The 17,591-nt window shown below is 65.2% G+C and carries 14 protein-coding genes and 2 pseudogenes; 9 read left to right on the forward strand and 7 right to left on the reverse strand.

From position 1 onward, the window contains the following. Positions 1-222: 222 nt before the first annotated feature. On the forward strand, positions 223-786 hold the full coding sequence (locus tag EF294_RS22400; RefSeq protein ID WP_123925296.1) for an IS3 family transposase: 564 nt from the start codon (positions 223-225) through the stop codon (positions 784-786). Positions 787-866: 80 nt separating this feature from the next. Further along, positions 867-2,471 (forward strand): fatty-acid--CoA ligase FadD5, encoded by a 1,605-nt coding sequence (gene fadD5 / locus EF294_RS01850; protein ID WP_123925297.1) that lies wholly within the window; start codon positions 867-869, stop codon positions 2,469-2,471. A 27-nt stretch (positions 2,472-2,498) separates the two neighbouring features. Here the strand turns inward: fadD5 and EF294_RS01855 are convergent, their stop codons facing one another. Continuing rightward, positions 2,499-3,350, reverse strand: a complete 852-nt coding sequence (locus EF294_RS01855; RefSeq protein WP_123925298.1) for a 3-hydroxybutyryl-CoA dehydrogenase — start codon at positions 3,348-3,350, stop codon at positions 2,499-2,501. Positions 3,351-3,502: 152 nt separating this feature from the next. Here EF294_RS01855 and EF294_RS01860 point away from each other — a divergent pair, with 152 nt between their 5' ends. Beyond that, a complete protein-coding gene (locus tag EF294_RS01860) occupies positions 3,503-4,294 on the forward strand; it encodes a hydroxymethylpyrimidine/phosphomethylpyrimidine kinase (protein WP_123925299.1) in 792 nt (263 codons plus the stop codon). Here EF294_RS01860 and EF294_RS21775 read toward each other — a convergent pair. Further along, positions 4,224-4,448 (reverse strand): annotated as a pseudogene (locus EF294_RS21775) (hypothetical protein); the annotation flags it as partial. The gene EF294_RS01860 and the pseudogene EF294_RS21775 sit on opposite strands and share 71 nt — an antisense overlap. Positions 4,449-4,483: 35 nt before the next feature. Beyond that, positions 4,484-5,536, reverse strand: coding sequence for a YihY/virulence factor BrkB family protein (locus EF294_RS01870; RefSeq protein ID WP_123925301.1), 1,053 nt, complete (start codon positions 5,534-5,536; stop codon positions 4,484-4,486). 356 nt (positions 5,537-5,892) lie between these two features. Here EF294_RS01870 and EF294_RS22405 point away from each other — a divergent pair, with 356 nt between their 5' ends. Together EF294_RS22405 and EF294_RS01880 are read left to right on the forward strand one after the other, a co-directional pair. Next, on the forward strand, positions 5,893-6,375 hold the full coding sequence (locus EF294_RS22405) for a pentapeptide repeat-containing protein (RefSeq protein WP_281275954.1): 483 nt from the start codon (positions 5,893-5,895) through the stop codon (positions 6,373-6,375). 275 nt (positions 6,376-6,650) lie between these two features. Then, entirely contained in the window at positions 6,651-7,514 is an 864-nt protein-coding gene (locus EF294_RS01880) for a DUF8017 domain-containing protein (protein WP_123925302.1), read from the forward strand. Positions 7,515-7,523: 9 nt separating this feature from the next. Here the strand turns inward: EF294_RS01880 and EF294_RS01885 are convergent, their stop codons facing one another. From EF294_RS01885 to EF294_RS01900, 4 genes and pseudogenes are all read right to left on the reverse strand, one after another. Continuing rightward, complete coding sequence (locus EF294_RS01885) at positions 7,524-8,825, reverse strand: ammonium transporter (protein ID WP_123925303.1); 1,302 nt, start codon at positions 8,823-8,825, stop codon at positions 7,524-7,526. A 110-nt stretch (positions 8,826-8,935) separates the two neighbouring features. After that, positions 8,936-10,618 carry an ABC-F family ATP-binding cassette domain-containing protein gene (locus tag EF294_RS01890; protein ID WP_123925340.1) on the reverse strand — a complete coding sequence of 561 codons (1,683 nt, stop codon included), beginning with the start codon at positions 10,616-10,618 and terminating at the stop codon, positions 8,936-8,938. Between the two features lie 336 nt (positions 10,619-10,954). Next, positions 10,955-13,351 carry a lysylphosphatidylglycerol synthase transmembrane domain-containing protein gene (locus EF294_RS01895; RefSeq protein ID WP_123925304.1) on the reverse strand — a complete coding sequence of 799 codons (2,397 nt, stop codon included), beginning with the start codon at positions 13,349-13,351 and terminating at the stop codon, positions 10,955-10,957. Between the two features lie 590 nt (positions 13,352-13,941). Further along, positions 13,942-15,306 (reverse strand): annotated as a pseudogene (locus tag EF294_RS01900) (IS1380 family transposase). 145 nt (positions 15,307-15,451) lie between these two features. Here EF294_RS01900 and kynU point away from each other — a divergent pair. From kynU to EF294_RS22630, 4 genes are all read left to right on the forward strand, one after another. Next, on the forward strand, positions 15,452-16,696 hold the full coding sequence (kynU, locus tag EF294_RS01905) for a kynureninase (protein ID WP_123925305.1): 1,245 nt from the start codon (positions 15,452-15,454) through the stop codon (positions 16,694-16,696). Positions 16,697-16,729: 33 nt separating this feature from the next. Further along, a complete protein-coding gene (locus EF294_RS01910; RefSeq protein WP_123925306.1) occupies positions 16,730-16,987 on the forward strand; it encodes a hypothetical protein in 258 nt (85 codons plus the stop codon). Positions 16,988-17,038: 51 nt separating this feature from the next. Then, positions 17,039-17,476 carry an SMI1/KNR4 family protein gene (locus EF294_RS01915; RefSeq protein WP_123925307.1) on the forward strand — a complete coding sequence of 146 codons (438 nt, stop codon included), beginning with the start codon at positions 17,039-17,041 and terminating at the stop codon, positions 17,474-17,476. Between the two features lie 8 nt (positions 17,477-17,484). Beyond that, positions 17,485-17,591, forward strand: a 107-nt coding sequence (locus tag EF294_RS22630) for a transposase (RefSeq protein ID WP_425459385.1), incomplete at its 3' end; no start/stop codon positions are given.

Consider the following 17,591-nt stretch of genomic DNA (forward strand, 5'->3'; position numbering starts at 1 on the left):
GGCGCGTGTTGACGCGTTCGGTGGAGCCACAGTGCCCACGGCCCTCGGGTCCGGGCCAGCTCCGAGCTTACGACCCCGGCGCAGGTTACCGTCACGTCACAGGCGAACGCGGCCTGCGACGAGAATCACACGACCCGCTGACTTCACAAAGGAGTGAAAAGCGGCGGTCGACGCCAAGCCACCCCGCGACGTGTACACGAACCGCCACCCGTCGGTGGTCGTATGCAGCCGCGCGGCCTGTGCGGCGACGAGTTCGGCCGCCCAGAGATCCTCACGATGACGATGGTCTCGGACGAGCAGGTGTTCGATGCGATCTATGCCACGACCAGAGACGCTGGGATGCTGACGAGCGTCCCGCTGTCGGCCGCTGCGTGCAGCAACACCAGACCTGACTCGGCGCCGACCGACCTGAGCACCCAGAAGTCCCCGGCGCTACGCACGATTCGTGACCCCGAATCCCTCGCCGAGATCCGCACCGCGCCTGCCGAGAATCTCGCTGTCTACGGTGCCCGCAAGGTTGTTGCCGAGCTTCGTAGGAAGGGCCTGGAGGTGGCTCGGTGCACTGTCCAGCGACTGATGAACGCTGCTGGGCTGCGGGGTATCCCACGATCGAAGACGCGCAAGACGACTCGGTGCGAGGGAGCTGAGACGGCGCGGCCGGCAGATCGGGCGCAACGAGAATTCGCCGCGGCGGCGCCCAATGCATTGTGGGTCGCCGATCTGCCCGTATATCCGCACGCACTCGAGCGAACGCTCACGCGGCATCGGTGCCGCCCTCTAGGGTGATGGGGAGCACCAAGCGCGACCGGGACGCAGCAGAGTTGGCGTGGACGTGCGCACCACATGATCACACAGGGAGAGTGCGTATGACCGCGACCACCGAACCGACCAATGACCTGACCACCGAGCCCCTGCGTTCGCGACGCAACCATTGGAACAACCAGGTCCGCAGGCACGCCTTCATGACCCCCGACCGCCCGGCGCTGCGGTTCCTGGGCCAGACCACCACCTGGCGGCAACTCGATGAGCGTTCGCGGGCCTTCGGTGCGGCGCTGGCCCGGCGTGGCGTCGGCTTCGGCGACCGCGTACTGATGGCACTGCTCAATCGCGCCGAGTACGTCGAGGCGGTGTTGGGCGCCAACCTGATCGGCGCGATTCCGGTGCCGGTCAACATTCGGATGAGCCCCGCTGAGGTCGGGTATCTCATCACCGACAGCGGTGCACGGGTCATCGTCACCGAAACCCTGCTCGCACCGCTGACCCAGGCGGCCGCCGCCTCCACCGGCGGCATCGACCACACGATCGTCATCGGCGGCAGCGAGGTTCCCGACCACCTCGACTATGCCGATCTGCTCGCCGAGGGCTCCGTCGATCTTCCCGAGATCGATGTACCCGAGGACACTGTGGCACTGATCATGTACACCTCGGGAACCACCGGAAAACCTAAGGGCGCCATGCTGACCCATCAGAACTTGCAGGCGCAGGCGGTGACGACGATCGCCGCAGCCCAGGACCATTCCGACGCCGACGTTGCCTCGGTGGTCCCGCCCATCTTCCACATCGCCGGGATCGCCGCATTCGCGCCGGTGTTTTACCGAGGAGTTCCCGCGGTGATCCACCCGCTCGGCGCGTTCGACCCCGACGACATGCTCGACACCCTCGAACGGGAGGGCACGACGTCGGTCTTCATGGTGCCGGCCCAGTGGCAGGCGGTGTGTGCCGCTCAACGTGTTCGGCCGCGAAACCTCAAGTTGCGCAATATTAGTTGGGGTGCTGCACCCGCTTCGGACACGGTGCTCAACGCGATGAACGAGTCCTTCCCGCAGGCGCTGAACATGACAGCTTTCGGGCAGACCGAGATGTCGCCGGTCACGTGCATTCTGGAGGGCAAGGACGCGCTGAGAAAAATCGGGTCGATCGGCAAGGTGGTGCCCGCGGTGACCGCCCGGATCGTCGATCCGATGATGAACGATGTGGCACCCGGCGAGGTTGGCGAGATCGTCTACCGCGGACCCAATCTGATGAAGGGGTACTGGCAGAACCCGCAGGCAACCGCGGATGCTTTTCGCGGCGGCTGGTTTCACTCCGGAGACCTCGTCCGTGAGGACGAGGACGGCTTCCTCTTCGTCGTCGACCGGGCCAAGGACATGATCATCTCCGGCGGAGAGAACGTGTACTGCGCGGAGGTGGAGAACGTGCTCTACGGCCACGAGAAGATCGCCGATGCCGCCGTCATCGGCCGCGCCCACGAGAAGTGGGGTGAGGTCCCGGTGGCCGTCGTCGTGCTCGCCGAGGGTGCCGACGACCTCACCCTCGACGAACTCGAGCCCTACCTGAACGAGAACCTGGCGCGCTTCAAGCAGCCCAAGGATCTCGTCATCGTCGACGAACTACCGCGCAACGCCGGCGGCAAGATCGTCAAACCGCGCCTGCGTGAGGCCTACGGCAGTAAGGACACCGGCCTGCATTGACCACCGGCTCCGCCGGCGAGCGGATGGTCAGCCGGCGTAATCGTAGAAGCCCTTGCCGCTCTTCTTGCCCAGATAGCCGGCCTCGACCATGCGCGAGAGCAGCGGCGGCGGCGCGAGGTGCGGCTCACGGAACTCCTGATAGAGCGATTCGGCCACGTCGAGGACGACGTCGAGACCGACGGTGTCGCTCAGCGTCAGCGGGCCCATCGGGTGAGCGCAGCCGTTGACCATGCCTGCGTCGATGTCCTCCTTGGAGGCATAGCCGCTCTCGTACATGCGGATGGCGCTCACCAGGTACGGGATCAGCAGGGCGTTGACGACGAAGCCGCCGCGATCACCGGCCGCGATCGTGCGCTTGCCAAGGTGATCGCGGGCGTAGACGGTGACGGTTTCGATCGCCTGCGGTGAACTCGCGAGACTGGAGATGATCTCGACCAGGGGCATCACCGGAACCGGATTGAAGAAGTGGACGCCCACCACACGCGAGGGGTCGGCGACGTCCTTGGCGATCCGGATGATCGGGATCGACGAGGTGTTGGTGGCGAGGATCGCCTCGGGCGCGGTGACCTTGTCGAGTTCGGCGAAGAAGCCGACCTTGAGCGACTCGACCTCGGGAAGCGCTTCGATCACCAGCTCACGATCCGCAAAATCGCCGACGGTGGTCGTCAGGGCCAGTCGGGACAGTGCCGCGGTGGCGTCGCCCTCGGAGATCTTGCCCTTGCTGACGCCACGGCCCAGAGACTTCTCGATGCGGGCGCGTGCCGCATCGGCGGCGGTGTCGTCGCGCTCTAGCACCAGTACGTCATCGCCGGCGCGAATCGCGACCTCTGCGATCCCCGCACCCATGGTGCCGCCGCCGACCACTCCGAGCTGTGTCATGAAAACCTCCACGTAGGCAGTAGTGAACCGACGCCAAGCGTAGTGCGACGCGCGCCGGCGCAACGGGCACCCTGCTTCACGCGTCGTGTGGCGGGCGCTGGCAAGCTGGGGGAGGCACCGACGGAGGAGATCGAGCAGAGGGAGAGAGCACCGTGGCCACCGTGTCGTACGTCATCGCAGGTTCCGAGGCAACCGGGGGCGCGGGGTTGCAGGCAGATCTGCGCACATTCGCCCAGCTCGGTACCTACGGAGTCGGAACCATCACGTGCATCGTCTCCTTCGATCCGAAAGCCGGATGGGGACACCGCTTCGTGCCGATCGCCGCGCCGGTCATCGCCGACCAGATCGAGGCGGCGACCATTGCTCATGAGCCCGAGGTCGTCAAGATCGGGATGTTGGGCACCCCCGAGACGATCACCACCGTCGCCGAGGGCCTGCGGGCCCGACCCTGGCGACACGTCGTCGTCGACCCAGTCCTGATCTGCAAGGGTCAGGAACCGGGAGCCGCCCTCGATACCGACAACGCGCTACGGGAACACATTCTGCCGCTGGCCACCGTCGTGACCCCCAACCTGTTCGAGGCCGCGACACTGGCCGGGATGGACGAACTTGCCGACGTCGAGGACCTCGCCGAGGCGGCCCGGCGGATCGCCGAGCAGGGTCCGGCGGTGGTCATCGTCAAAGGTGGCGTGGGTCTACCCGGCGACGACGCCGTTGACGTGGTCTACGACGGCTCGGAGATCACCGTGCTGCGCGCACCCAAGGTGGGCGAGGAGCGGGTATCAGGTGCCGGCTGCGTGTTCGCCGCGGCGACCACGGCCGAATTGGCCAAGGGCACAGACGTTCTCGACGCGATTCACACCGCCAAAGAGTTCACTCACGCCGGGATCGAAACCCGGATCTCCTCGACCGCCCCGTTCGACGCGGTCTGTCCGCGGCTGTAGTCGGCCGATGACTCCGAATCTCCGATCCGCCCCGACGAGCGCACGTTCCGCGCGGCGCGCGCGGGCCGGCGAGGTCGAGAATGATATCCACGGCGCGGGCCGCGCTGGGGCACGCTCGCTCTATGCTCGTCATCCAGTCGGTGCGCGTCCAGTCAGGACCCGCGCCCGCTCGGATAAGCCGGTGCAGTGTCATCTGTCGGCCACACTTCCCGATCGTTTACTGCCCGATGGATCGCTGCCGGACTGGTCATCGGAGGATTCCTCGACACCAGGTCGGCTGTCGGCCGAGCGTTTGTCGAAGCTCACCTGTATCTTCTGAAAGCCTTTGTGGCGCTGCGCCTTGGCTTGTGCAACGTAGGCAGCCTTGTCTCCGGAGGTGAGCACTACGTTGTCGGTGAAGGGGGTGAGCATGGAGCGTGGGTAGAGTTTATCGACGCGCACGGCGTTGGCCTCGATGCAGAACACGACGAGAAACGCCGCAATATAGAGAAACGCGAGCAGACCCAGCACCACGGCGAATACACCTGTCGTCGCACTCGCGTTAGCGATGACGTGCGCAACATAGATGCTGCCGAAGCTCTGCAGCGCCTGCCATCCGATCGCGGCGGCGATCGCGCCCGGGAGTACGTCTCCGACGTCGAGCTCACGAACCGTACCGATGCGGAACGCCACCACGAACAGGACCGCAGTCAATGCCAGTGATCCCGCTGTTGACAGCCATTTTCCCGTGGAGCCCAGATCAACGGCCGCGATCGCGCCGTTGACCACCGTCAACCCAACGATCGCGGTGCCCACCGTCGAGAGCAGCAGCATTCCGCGCAGCCGCACACGGATCGGATCGGGACGGTCGTTGCGTGGTACCGCCCAGGCGACGTTCATCGCGTTCTGGATGGCGACGGCGACGCCGAGCCCACCGTAGAGGGCGCCGACAACACCGATCGTCACCGCGACCGTCCCTCCGCTGAGCTGACCCGGCTGACCTAGCTCGGAACCGATCACCGGGATCTGCGACATCGCCGAGTCCACTATTCGCTCCCGCAGGTCAGGATTGTCGCGCAAAACGAACTCCAGCACGGTCGTCAACAGCAACAGCAGCGGAAACAGCGAGATGAAACCGTAGTAGGCGACCAGTGCCGCGAGGTAGCCCCCTTGATCGTCGAAGAACTTGTACGCCACCGCGAGGGGATAGCCACTCAGCGGATGGCGACGCTGGAAACGGTCGATACCGGCGCTCAACGACATCGCACTCCACCTCGCTCGACTGTTCCGATCTCATCACTTCGCCCACGATCATCATCGACGGCACCGCAACGGCGGCGGAGGACGGGCGAATGACGGCGTGTTGGCCCTACAGGCGCCGAGCGTGGTCGCCAGGTAGTGACAACGTACAACCTGAGGCTTGCACGTTGAACCAACCACGTTGGCGACCACCCCACCCGTGAGGCATGTCATCCGATCGGCCGGCACCCCGGCGATCGCGTCGAAGACCTGGGCGATGAAACCTACAGTGGTGGTGATGGTTTCGTCGTTGGTGTGGTTTCATCGGTGGCGATACGGACGAACCGCCACCGCGAGAACGCCAGCACCGCGGAGAACACGTGCTGGCCGCAGACCCTGGCCCAATCGACCACCAGACACTTCACCCGGAGCACACACCGCCGGCCGACGGTCCGAGGTCTGGTTGCTCCGCCACTGGGCCTCGGCGCGCGATACCAGCTTCCGGACGTGACCTGACAGGGCTCGAACCGTCCGGGTGCCGGCTGACCTCGGTGTCGCTGGACGACACCGATCTGACCGGCGCCCGACTCGTCGAGACCCGGCTCGAGGAAATCGACGTGCCACACGTGTCCATCGGCGAACGCGACCTCGTCGACGCCACCGTTGCGCGTATGGCATTCGAGGACTGCACGGTGACGACACTCGATGTCCATCCGGCGGCGCTGTCGGGCGCCGACCTTCGCGGACTCGACCTCGGCACGATCCATCACCTCGACGGGCTGCGGGGATGCACCATCGACGGCGAGCAGGCTCTCGGGCTCACCAGACACTTCGCGGCGCACCTCGGCATCGTCATCGACTGACGCACTCGGGTGATACCGTGGCTGCCCGTGCACGGCGACCTCGGGGGAGATCAGTGAGCCATCCGACACAGGGCAATCCACCGGACCCGAATCAGCACTCTGAACATCGACACTCCGGCTTCGTGCCGCCCGGCTACCAGCAACCGGGCTATCAACATCCGGGCCATCAACCGCCGGGCTACCCGCAACCGGGGTATCAACAATCGGAGAATCCGAGCCAACCACATTGGTACTCGGGTGCCGTGCCACCGGGTTCGGCGTATCCGGGTCATCCCATGGCGCAGCAACCACCAGCATGGGACGCCGGAACGCCGGGCGGACCCGGCGGGCCGCCGCGTGGTGGGGGCAGCGTCAAGGCACTCGCGGTCATCGCGGTGGGAGTGATCCTGATCGTCGTCGTGGCCGTCACTTCGGTGGTGCTGGTGGTGCGCTCCACGCATGACGATCACGACACCTCCGCAAGCGCAGCGCAGTCGTCGTCGGTACTACCGAGCACCACCGCTCCCACACCGTCCGGGTCTCCTTCGACAACGGCTCCGACATTTGCGCAATGTCCGCCGGCCACCGCAGCCCCCGATACCCCGGCCGGATGGCGCACCGTCGCAGGCAAACGCGGTCTGGCCTATGACGTCCCGTCCAACTGGAGGGTGGCGAGCTGCGGCACACTCGTCGGCTGGGAGAAACGGTGCAACGACGGTCCTTTCGGCTATTGCGCGATCCGAACCATGAGCGGTGCGGCCACCCTCGAAGTCCCCGGTTGTGGCGACAACTCGGTCGGGGTCTCCGGATTGCCGGGCGCGTCGAACACCACCGACATCGACGAGGCTGTACGTGACGAGGCGGCGCTGGTGGCCGACATCTACACCTCGGACTCTGGACACGTCCCGACGGTTGCGCTCAGCCCACCCCGACAACTCACCGTCGGCGGGGCACCCGCGGTGCAGATCGTCGCATCGGTGAGCAACATCGCGACCTCGAACTGTGTCGGCCCCACCGCCATTCATTCCATGGTGGCCACGACGGTGCCCGGACAGCAGGGGTGCGTGCTCTTTGTCATCTCGGCTCCGCAGAGCGTTCCGGACGCGGTCAGTCCCGCCGTCGTCGCCGAGATGGTCTCGACGCTGCGCAGGGCGAGCTGAGCGGTGTGTTCACCGACCACCGGCGGTGTGGAAGTCGTACGCCGACTCGGCATGTTGTGCGTCGTCGATGCCGTCGACCTCGTGCTGGCGATCGGCACGTAGGCCCATCGTGTACTTGAGTGCGAGACCGATGATCCCGGTGACGACGACGGCGTAGGTCAGTACCGCCACCACAGCCACCGCCTGGCGCCATAGCTGATCGAATCCGCCCCCGTAGAACAACCCGTCGACACCGGCAGGTGCCGAGCTTGAGGCGACCACGCCGATCATCAGAGTGCCGACGACACCGCTGACGAAATGCACCCCGACCACATCGAGCGAATCATCATAGCGCCAGCGGAATTTCAGTTCGATGGCGTACGAGCTGAGCACACCGGCAACGGCGCCGATCGCCAGCGCGCCGAGCGGCGTCACCGCCGAACACGAGGGCGTGATCGCCACTAGCCCGGCGATCACGCCGGAGGCAGCGCCGAAGGAGGTGGGCCGGCCGTGCCGGGCGTATTCGACGACGAGCCACGACACCATCGACGCCGCGCCGGCCCCGAGGGTATTGACTGCGATGATCGCCGCAGACCCGTTGGCCGCGAGGCCCGATCCGGCGTTGAACCCAAACCAGCCGAACCACAACAGGCCGGCACCGAGCATGACGAACGGCAGATTGTGTGGACGCATTGGATCCTTGGGCCAGCCGCGCCGGCGCCCCAGGAGAATGGCGAGTACCAGCGCCGAGGCGCCCGAGTTGATCTCGACCGCGGTACCACCGGCGAAGTCGATGGCCCGAAGGTGCGCGACGATCCAGCCACCATGCTCTTCGGTCAATCCGGGGGCGCTGAACACCCAGTGCGCGATCGGGATGTACACCAGCAGCGACCAGATGCTCGCGAACACCACCCACGAGACAAAGCGCATTCTATCGGCGACGGCTCCGGCGATCAGGGCCACGGTGACCATCGCGAACCCGGCCTGGAAGGCGACGAACAGGATCGCCGGGATGGTGCCGACGAGCGGGATCGTCGTAGGCTGCCCGGCGCCGTGACCGAAGGTGTGCTCGAGGCCCGGGAACGAACCGAAACTCCCGATCAGTCCCGCGTAATCGTCACCGAAGGCAAGCGAATAGCCGACGACGACCCACAGAATCCAGACGATGGGGATCGCCGACAGGCACATCATCATCATGTTCAGGACACTCGTTGACCGGACCATCCCGCCGTAGAACAGTGCGAGAGCGGGTGTCATGAGTAGCACGAGCGCGAACGCCACCAGCATCCACGCTGTGTCGGCACCGTCGGGAATACCGTACTTGGGGAACATGACCGCCTTCCGTTGCGTCCGGGCGACGAAAGTCTATCGACTCACTATTCTTCGGTGGCCGGGGATTCGACTATCGATCCAAGCAGGCATTCCAGACTTTCGGGGCGCCGTCACACCACATCGTCGACGACCGTGCCGGACTCCACGCGCCACCGGCGATCAAGGCGGACGGTCGCGATCATCCGTCGGTCGTGGGTCACCAACAGCAACGCCCCCTCATAGGCGTCGAGCGCCTTCTCCAACTGCTCGATCGCGGGCAGGTCGAGGTGGTTGGTCGGTTCGTCGAGGACCAGCACGTTGGTGCCGCGCGCCTGCAGAAGCGCCATCGCGGCCCGGGTTCGTTCACCGGGGGAGAGCTCGGCGACCGGGCGTTCGACGTGGCCGGTCCGTAACCCGAATTTCGCTACCAACGTTCGGATCTCGGCCACCGAGAAGTCCGGCAGCAACGCCTCGAAGCGCTCGACGAGCGCACCACCGCCTCCACCGAGCTGGACCCGTGCCTGGTCGATCTCACCGATGGCCACACTCGCGCCCAGCGACGCCCGCCCGGAGTCGGGCTCGACGCGGCCGAGCAGAGCGCGTAACAGGGTGGATTTGCCAGCTCCGTTGGGGCCGACAATGCCGATGCGTTCCCCTGCGTCCACCTGCAGCGAAACCGGGCCGAGGACGAAGTCACCCTGCCGGACCACGACCTCGTCCAAGGTGGCAACCACCGAACTCGACCGTGGTGCCGATCCGATGGAGAAGTCAAGGATCCACTCCTTGCGCGGCTCGGCGACCTCCTCGAGGCGTGCGATGCGGCTCTCCATCTGCCGTACCTTTTGAGCTTGCTTCTCGCTGGAATCGGCTGCTGCCTTGCGGCGCAGCTTGTCGTTGTCGGGTGCCTTCTTGATCGCGTTGCGCACGCCGTGACTCGACCACTCCCGCTGAACACGCGCACGGGCAACGAGATCGGCCTTTTTGTCGGCAAACTCGTCGTAGGCCTCACGCTTGTGGCGGCGCAATACCTCCCGCTCCTCAAGATAGGAATCGTAGCCACCACCGTAAATAGTGGTGGCGTGTTGCGCGAGGTCGAGTTCGAGAACGCGGGTTACCGTGCGCGCCAAGAATTCTCGATCATGACTGACGAGGACGACCGCAGCGCGCAGGCCATTGACGAAGGTTTCCAGACGTTCGATTCCATCGAGGTCAAGATCGTTGGTCGGTTCGTCGAGAAGCACGATGTCAAAGCGCGACGCCACCAGGGCGGCGAGTCCAACTCGCGCCGCCTGTCCGCCGGACAGTGAGGTCATCGGCGTCGAACCAGGGTCGAGGTCCACGGTGTTCCCGGCACCACGCAGACCCAGGTCGGCCAGGATCGCCGGCAGTCGGTCATCGAGGTCGGCGGCGCCGGTGGCCAACCAATGGTCCAGTGCCGCAGCGTAAGTGTCGGCGGGATCAGCCGCACCGGGAGGCGGGGTCGACGACAACATCTCGGCGGCCGTATTCATCTCCTCGGTCGCCTGCGCGCATCCCGTGCGGCGCGCCACATACTGCGCGACGGTCTCGCCCGGAATCCGTGCATGCTCCTGAGGCAGCCATCCGATAAAACCATTGGCCGGCGCCAGGGACACCTCGCCCTCAAGCGGATCGAGATCCCCGGCAAGGATCCGTAGGAGCGTCGTCTTGCCGGCACCGTTGGCGCCGACCACGCCCACCACCTCGCCGGGCGCCACGGTGAGATCGAGTCCCTCGAACAGCGTGCGGGGGCCGTGGCCACCGGCGAGGTGCTTAGCGACGAGAGTTGCGGTCATGCCCTCATGATTCCCCACCCAACCGGTCCGCGGTTTGCCGGTATCCGGGATGTCGGTACGCCGCGAGGCCCGTAACCGCACGGCGTCGGGCGAACCGTCGACGGTGGTGACCCACCCCTGAACCCAACAGGGCTGTCGGGGAGCGCCGCCGGCGATGTCGCCGCCGTTCTCGACCAACGGTGTATCGGCCACGAAGAACAAGCCGAACACCGTCGCCTCGGTGGCCTCTGCCCGAGTTTTGTTGCTGGCCTGCACCGTCTGCATCGAGATGCCGGATACGGCTCACTGCGTCGAAGGCACTGCATCCCGGCCCACCAGGCCGGGCATGCGGCGTGTTCAGACCATGTTCTTGCGGGTCATCCAGTGCATGACCGGCCACCCGATGAAGACCGGCAACCAACACGTCAGGACGCGATAGAGCAGCACCGCGGGTACCGCCACTGCCGAGGGAAGGCCGAAGGCGGCGAGCCCGCCGATCAACGCGGCCTCGACGGCGCCGACCCCGCCGGGTGTCGGCGCGGCAGATGCCAGGGTTCCGCCGATCATCGTCACCACGGTGACGGTGACGAACGAGGTCTGCCCGCCAAAAGCGTACACGCTGGACCACAGCGCCAGTGCTCCACCGAGAGTCGTTGTGGCACAGCCCAAGACGATGGTTCCGAGCCGCTTGGGCTCACGTGCCACGTCGAGGATGTCGGTTAGCAACTCGATCACCCTGGGCCGCAGGGACGTCCCCAGCCACCGTCGAAGCTTGGGAACGAGGAGGAACACACCGGCGACGCCGAGCAGAGCGCCGACGACCAGGTAGAGCACCGTCGAGGAGGGAACAAAATGTTCGAGGTTGGTCGACGTTCCGGCCAGCGTGGTGAACATGATCAAGAGCGCGACATGGACGATCACCTGCACACTCTGTTGCAGGGCGACCGCCGTCGTCGCGCGCAACCCGCCGAGACCACCCTTGTGCAGGAACCTGGTACTCAGGGCGAGTCCGCCAACTCCTGCCGGCGTCGTGGTGGCGGCAAAGGTGTTTCCGAACTGCATGATCACCAAGTTGCGGAAGCTGACCACGCCGTCGGCGCACGCCCACAACGCCGCAGCCGCTCCCACGTAGGTGAGCATCGACACGACCACGCCCATCAGCGCCCACCACCAGTCGAGGCTGCGCAGTTCACCGAAGAAGGTCGGGACGGTGCCGATGAATGGGTAGGCCACGTACACAAGGGCGACGAGCAGTACGAGTTGGATGACCTGGCTACGGGTGAACCGGGTGATCGGTGCGACCTGTATCTCACCGCCGGTTTGCGAGACGATCTCCTCGCGCGCCTGCGACAGAGTCGTTTTCGCATCGGAGAGACTATCCCGGATGCGGGAGGACAGAGCGGTTTTGGTGAGGCGGCGAGAGGCGACCAGAATCTGGTCCTCACCGAGCACATCGATGGCCGCGGTGACCGCTGCAACGGCACCGTACAATTCCGTGGTGCCCACGAGCATCTGGGCGATGTCGGACTCCATCCGATTCTTGTTGGCACCGTACTCGGCGTGGGTGAACCCACCGAACAGGACAGTGCCGTCGAGAACGGTGATCTGACTTGCCCGGAGATCGCCGTGCGAGATGCCGTGCGAATGCAGCTCCTGAAGGGCCTCCCACAGCGCCCTCGGTGTGGTGTGGGTGATCGAGGCGTCCAGGTCGCAACCGCGATGCGTCCGGTGGGCATACATCGTCCATCCCCGGTCGAGGGAGGCGACCGCGAGAGGAGCGGAGTCGGCAAGGCCGACGTCGCCGACAGCGATCGCCATCAGGCCACGATGCTCGACCATCCGGCTGACCGAGAGCTGCAGCGGTCCGGTCTCCTGGGTTCGCAGTCGGACTTTGCGGACGAACTGCCGGAGCAGTCCGGCGCTGTGCTGATTGGGGCCGTAGAGATCGATGACCACGCGACCGCAGTCGTCCGAGTCCTTCGCCGACCCGCCCGACGTCGACTCCGCCTCCAGCCCGAGAGGCCCGGTGCCGGCGGGGGTGACGATCGACAACGCGGTCACTGTGATTCCCCGTTGTCCCAGTAAACGGACCGCACTCTCCAGCGGCACCACCAGAGCCGGCGTGCCCACCACCCAGACGACGAGTGACCCCACCAACCATCCGGTCGACAACCCGAAGACCGCACCGGCCGGAACCACAGAACTGACCACGAGATGGATCGGGATGAAGGCCAACAACAGCGTCCACCACCAGCGCCGCCATCGGGCGGGCAACCACGGCCCGGACACGGTCAACACCGCGGCGAGCATCGCGATCCACCGCGGGTCGTCGAGGAATTGCGAGACAAGCGAATTGAATCGCTGGTGTCTGTCGAAGTGCCAATTCGGCGCACTGACACCGTTCTCGCTGATGGACAACGACAGGAAAGTGATTGCCGCTGCGGCACCGTAGGCCCACAACATGCGCCACCGTCGCGCGGCGAGCAGTTCCAGCAGAATCACAAACGGTAACGCGAGGATTGTCAGACCGTAGGCGAGGTAGACCAGATCGGCCAGGGTGGGGGACGAGACCCCGATGATGCGGTAGATGGACTGCTCGAGATCAACCCAGTTGTTCCGGGTGATCAGTGAGCCGACCACGACCACCACGAGCATCAGCGTCGCTGCCACCACCCGCAGGATGTCGGTGGTACGACGCCACAGCGGTTGCAGCAGGCTCCCCGATACGGTGATCTGCCGACCGTCGACGTCCATCTGCCCCGACTCTCCGCTGACTTGTGTGCCGACCCGTGCACCAGTAGGCGCCGGGGTCGTTGAGCTTCCCATAAACATAGTCGGCGCAGGAGCGTCGGAGGGTCGCGGAGGTCCGGCGTGGTGGGGCAGGAACACAACAGCCGACGACCCAGCCGGCACGACTGGGGCGTCGATGTCACCGACCCACAGGCGTCCTGTCGGCTTGCGCGTGAAGCAGGGTTCAGGACTCTCACGGATTCAGAGTGCATCCAGGGGATCTGCGAGCTGTCCTGAGTGGACGCGTGACCTAAAGGTATAGCGGTCGAGGTTGCCGAAACCGAGGGCAATGCAGCGGAGGTGTTCGAGGCGGCCGTTGATCGCTTCGACCCGCCGTTGGAGGTGGCGTGTGCCCCGTGAACCGGTCCGGGCTGTTTTAGCCTCGATATTTCGCGCGGTGGTGGCCTCTGGTTGAGGGACCCGGATGTGGTGGTCTGAGGACCGGATTTCCGGGTGTGGGCCGTGCGGTGTTGCCCGAGGCGTCGGTGGGCGTCGGGGTTCACGGTCCCGAGGTGGGTCGTCCTTTCTGGATCGAAGGTGAGGTTGGCGTGGTGTCAGGTCGGGGCGGGAAGTGCTGCGAGTCTGGCTATTCCGTCGAGCAGCAGATCGACATGTGGTGCGTGGGCGGCGAGTTTCAAGCGGGTTCGCCGCGCGTGGCGGCTGATCTTGGCGGCGATCGTGAACAGGCGGTGGCGTAGTCGTTTGGGTTCCCACCGGCGTGCGGGGTGATGGGTGAACGCGAGCATGTGGGTCCAGGCGATCAACTCGCTGGCGAGCATCACGATGGCACACCAGATGCGGTTGGCGTCGAATCCGTGCAACGGAAGATTGGTCAGGCCACAGTCTTTGGCGGTGCGGATACGATCTTCGCAACGGGCGCGACGCCGGTGATGTAGCTCGAGTGTGGCGAGTTGACCACGAACGGTGTTGGTCGCGAACGCTGTGAGCCGCAGCCCATCGTGGTCGGTGAACCGTAACTGCGCACCGGGATGCGGGCGCTCTTTGCGCACGATCACCCGCATGCCCTCGGCCAGCCCGATAGGTCGATCAGCCCGGTCAACTCGGCCACCCACGCCCCGTCACGCTCGACGCCGTCGGCGTCGTAGGCCGGGTCCACGCCTCGGGACTGATCTGGTCGGCGGCGGTCGCGGTCGTCTCGGTGAGCCCGAATCCCACCGAGTACGCCAGGCGCCGGCGGGTGAGGTAGTCGAGGAACTCGTGGGTGCCGCCAGCTGAGTCGGTCCGCACCAGCATCGACTTGCCGACCCGAAAGTCGTGGACCTGTGGTAGCTGTTCGAGTGCGGCGGCGGTGACCGTGATGTGATCGGCGGCTGTGTTGGCACCGGCATTACCCGGGCGCAATTGGATGGCCAGGGGTTCACCGGTGCCCTCACCACCGTGGTCGACGAATGCGCATAGCGGGTGAAACCCGAATCCCCGTTTGTAGGTTGGTGCCGCATCCTGTTTCTCCGAATGCGCAGTCACCAGGGGCGCATCGAGGTCGACGATCACCGGATCCTCAACCTCGGACCCATGATCGGGAGCAGCGGCACCGGCGGCGGACCAGCGTTGATCGCTGACAGTGCCGCCGGAGCATCAGCGGCCAACTCCGAGATCAGTCGTGACACCGTGGGATCGGAGGCGACCTGACCGAACACCGCCGGGTCGGCACGCAGCTCGTTGATGTCAGCCACACAGTCCCCGCCGATCGCGACCGCTACGGCCAGATCAGCGATGATCTTCCCCGGATCATGGGTCGCAAGGGGTTTACGCCACGGCGCCAACGCCTCGGACAAACCCGTGGTCAAACCCGTTTTCTCCGCGGCCCGAAGGATCACCGTGGCACCGGCGTGCGACACCACCCCGGTTCCGGAGCCATCTGGAGACAACGACGGGTAGGGCGACGTAGACTTACTCACCTGAATGGTGCTCCTCGATCTGGCCCGATTGATGACTTCGCAATCTCAATCATCCCAGGTCAGGGCACCATTCTTCATTCACGACACGAAATCACCGTGAAAGCCCGAGGTTAATAGCCGAATCCCTCCGTACATCTGAGGAACGATGACAACACGACGAGAACACGCTGAACAACTCGACGCCGCTGACCAACTCGCCCCGCTGCGCGAGCAGTTCCAGTTGCCACCGAACGTGGTCTATCTGGATGGAAACTCGCTCGGCGCGCTGGTCAACCAGGTTCCAGACCGACTGGCCGACGTAGTGACCCGCCAGTGGGGCGATCACCTGATTCGGGCCTGGAATGAGGACGCGTGGTGGCAAGCTCCAATACGGATTGGCGACCGGATCGGAAAACTACTGGGCGCTGGCCCCGGTCAAGTCGTGGTAGGCGAGTCAACCTCCATACAGTTCTTCCAGGCGCTCACCGCCGCTGCGCGACTGCGGTCCGGGCGACGCTTGGTGCTCAGCGATCTCAATCACTTCCCGACGAACCGATACCTCGCCGCCTCGGTGGCCCGCCTGCTCGGACTCGAAATACTCGAGGTCTCGGCGGACGACCTGCAGGCGGCTTTGCGTGAGCATGGGTCGGATGTTTGCGCGATCAGTTTCGGCGCGGTCGATTTCCGCACCGGCGCACTCTTGGACATCCCGCAGATCACCGAGGCGGCCCATAGCCAGGGAGCGCTCGTAGTCTGGGACGTGTGCCACGCGGTCGGCGCGGTCCCGCTCGAATGCGACGCCGACCAGGTGGACCTCGCCGTCGGCTGCACGTATAAGTACCTGAACGGTGGGCCGGGCTCCCCGGCATTCCTATACGCCGCCGCGCGGCATCACGCAGCGCTCGACCTGCCCCTTACCGGCTGGCACGGCCACGCCGACCCGTTCGGGATGACCCACGCCTTTGAGCCGGCCGAGGGCATTGCCAAAGCGCGAGTCGGCACTCTACCGATGCTGTCGCTGCTCGCTCTAGATGCCGCTCTCGACGTCTTCGACGGGGTAGACCTGACAGCGGTGCAGACAAAGAGCCAGGATCTCGGTGACTTCTTCCTCGAATGCCTCGCCGATCTGCTGAACACCACCCCGGAACTTGGAGTGGTTAGCCCGCGCCGAGCCACCCGACGTGGCAGCCAGGTGACGCTGAGCCACCCAGAGGCCTCCCCCGTTATGGCCGCACTGATAGCCCGCGGAGTCATCGGCGACGTGCGGCCTCCGGGCCTTCTGCGCTTCGGCTGGAACTCGCTCTACATTCGCTATCAGGATCTCCTCCACGCCGTGGAGGCCCTTGAAACAGTGCTGAGCGAGGGCGAGCATCGTCGGCCGGAACACCAGGTTCCGCGCCTTGTCACCTGACGGAAACGGGTCGGGCTGGGTGTTGGTCCCGTAGTGAGCTACGGGACCAACACCCAGCCAAATCCGTCGCTGTTCCAGGACGGCACCGGCCGCAGCAACGGCATGGTCGCCGCACATCTCCCGGACTCGACATGGACCGGCTCGCTGCCGCCTGTCGACTTCGCGCCGATGATAAAGAGCGTCAATTCGGCTATCGGCCGCCAGGCCCAGAATTATCCGTACGGCTATCGGAACCGCCTGTTCGTTCCCGGAACCTGGGAGGGGTCGAAATGTGTTCCGGCCGGCGGATAGTCATCTCAATACCCAAACAGTGAAACGACACCGAAGGTGAGCCGTCAAGTGGTGAACTGGGAAGATCTCATCGCCGGTCAGCGACAACTCAACGACGCAATCGTCGCGTCCGGGTTGTTCGACGACGACATCGCCACCACCACTTACCCTCCCGCACCCGAATCTGAGATCACCGCGGCCGAGGAACGCCTCGGGGTGCACCTCGATCGCCACTACCGGGAACTGCTACTCACCACGAACGGGTGGCGACACCTATACCGGTGGCAGAACCTGCTCCCCGCCGGCGACCTCGGCGCCGACATCCACAACGACGACGAAATCCTGCCCTGGCACTTCGTAGAAGAGGAACACAGAGCATTCTGGACCTCGGGGGACCCTGCGAATGACCCCGAGGGGTATCCCGGTTACCAGCGCCTGCTGCCCATTGAACCGTTCCCGCTTTGGTGGACAGCCGGATGGTTCCGGCAGTCACTGAGGGGATTTGATTGATGGGTTCGATGCGGCGGTCGTTCACGGCCGAGTATAAGGCCGAGGCGGTACGATTGGTGTTGGATTCTGGTGATTCGGTTGCGTCGGTCGCCAAGAATCTCGGTGTTCATGAAAT

The sequence above is a fragment of the Gordonia oryzae genome (assembly GCF_003797185.1).
Lineage (GTDB): Bacteria > Actinomycetota > Actinomycetes > Mycobacteriales > Mycobacteriaceae > Gordonia > Gordonia oryzae.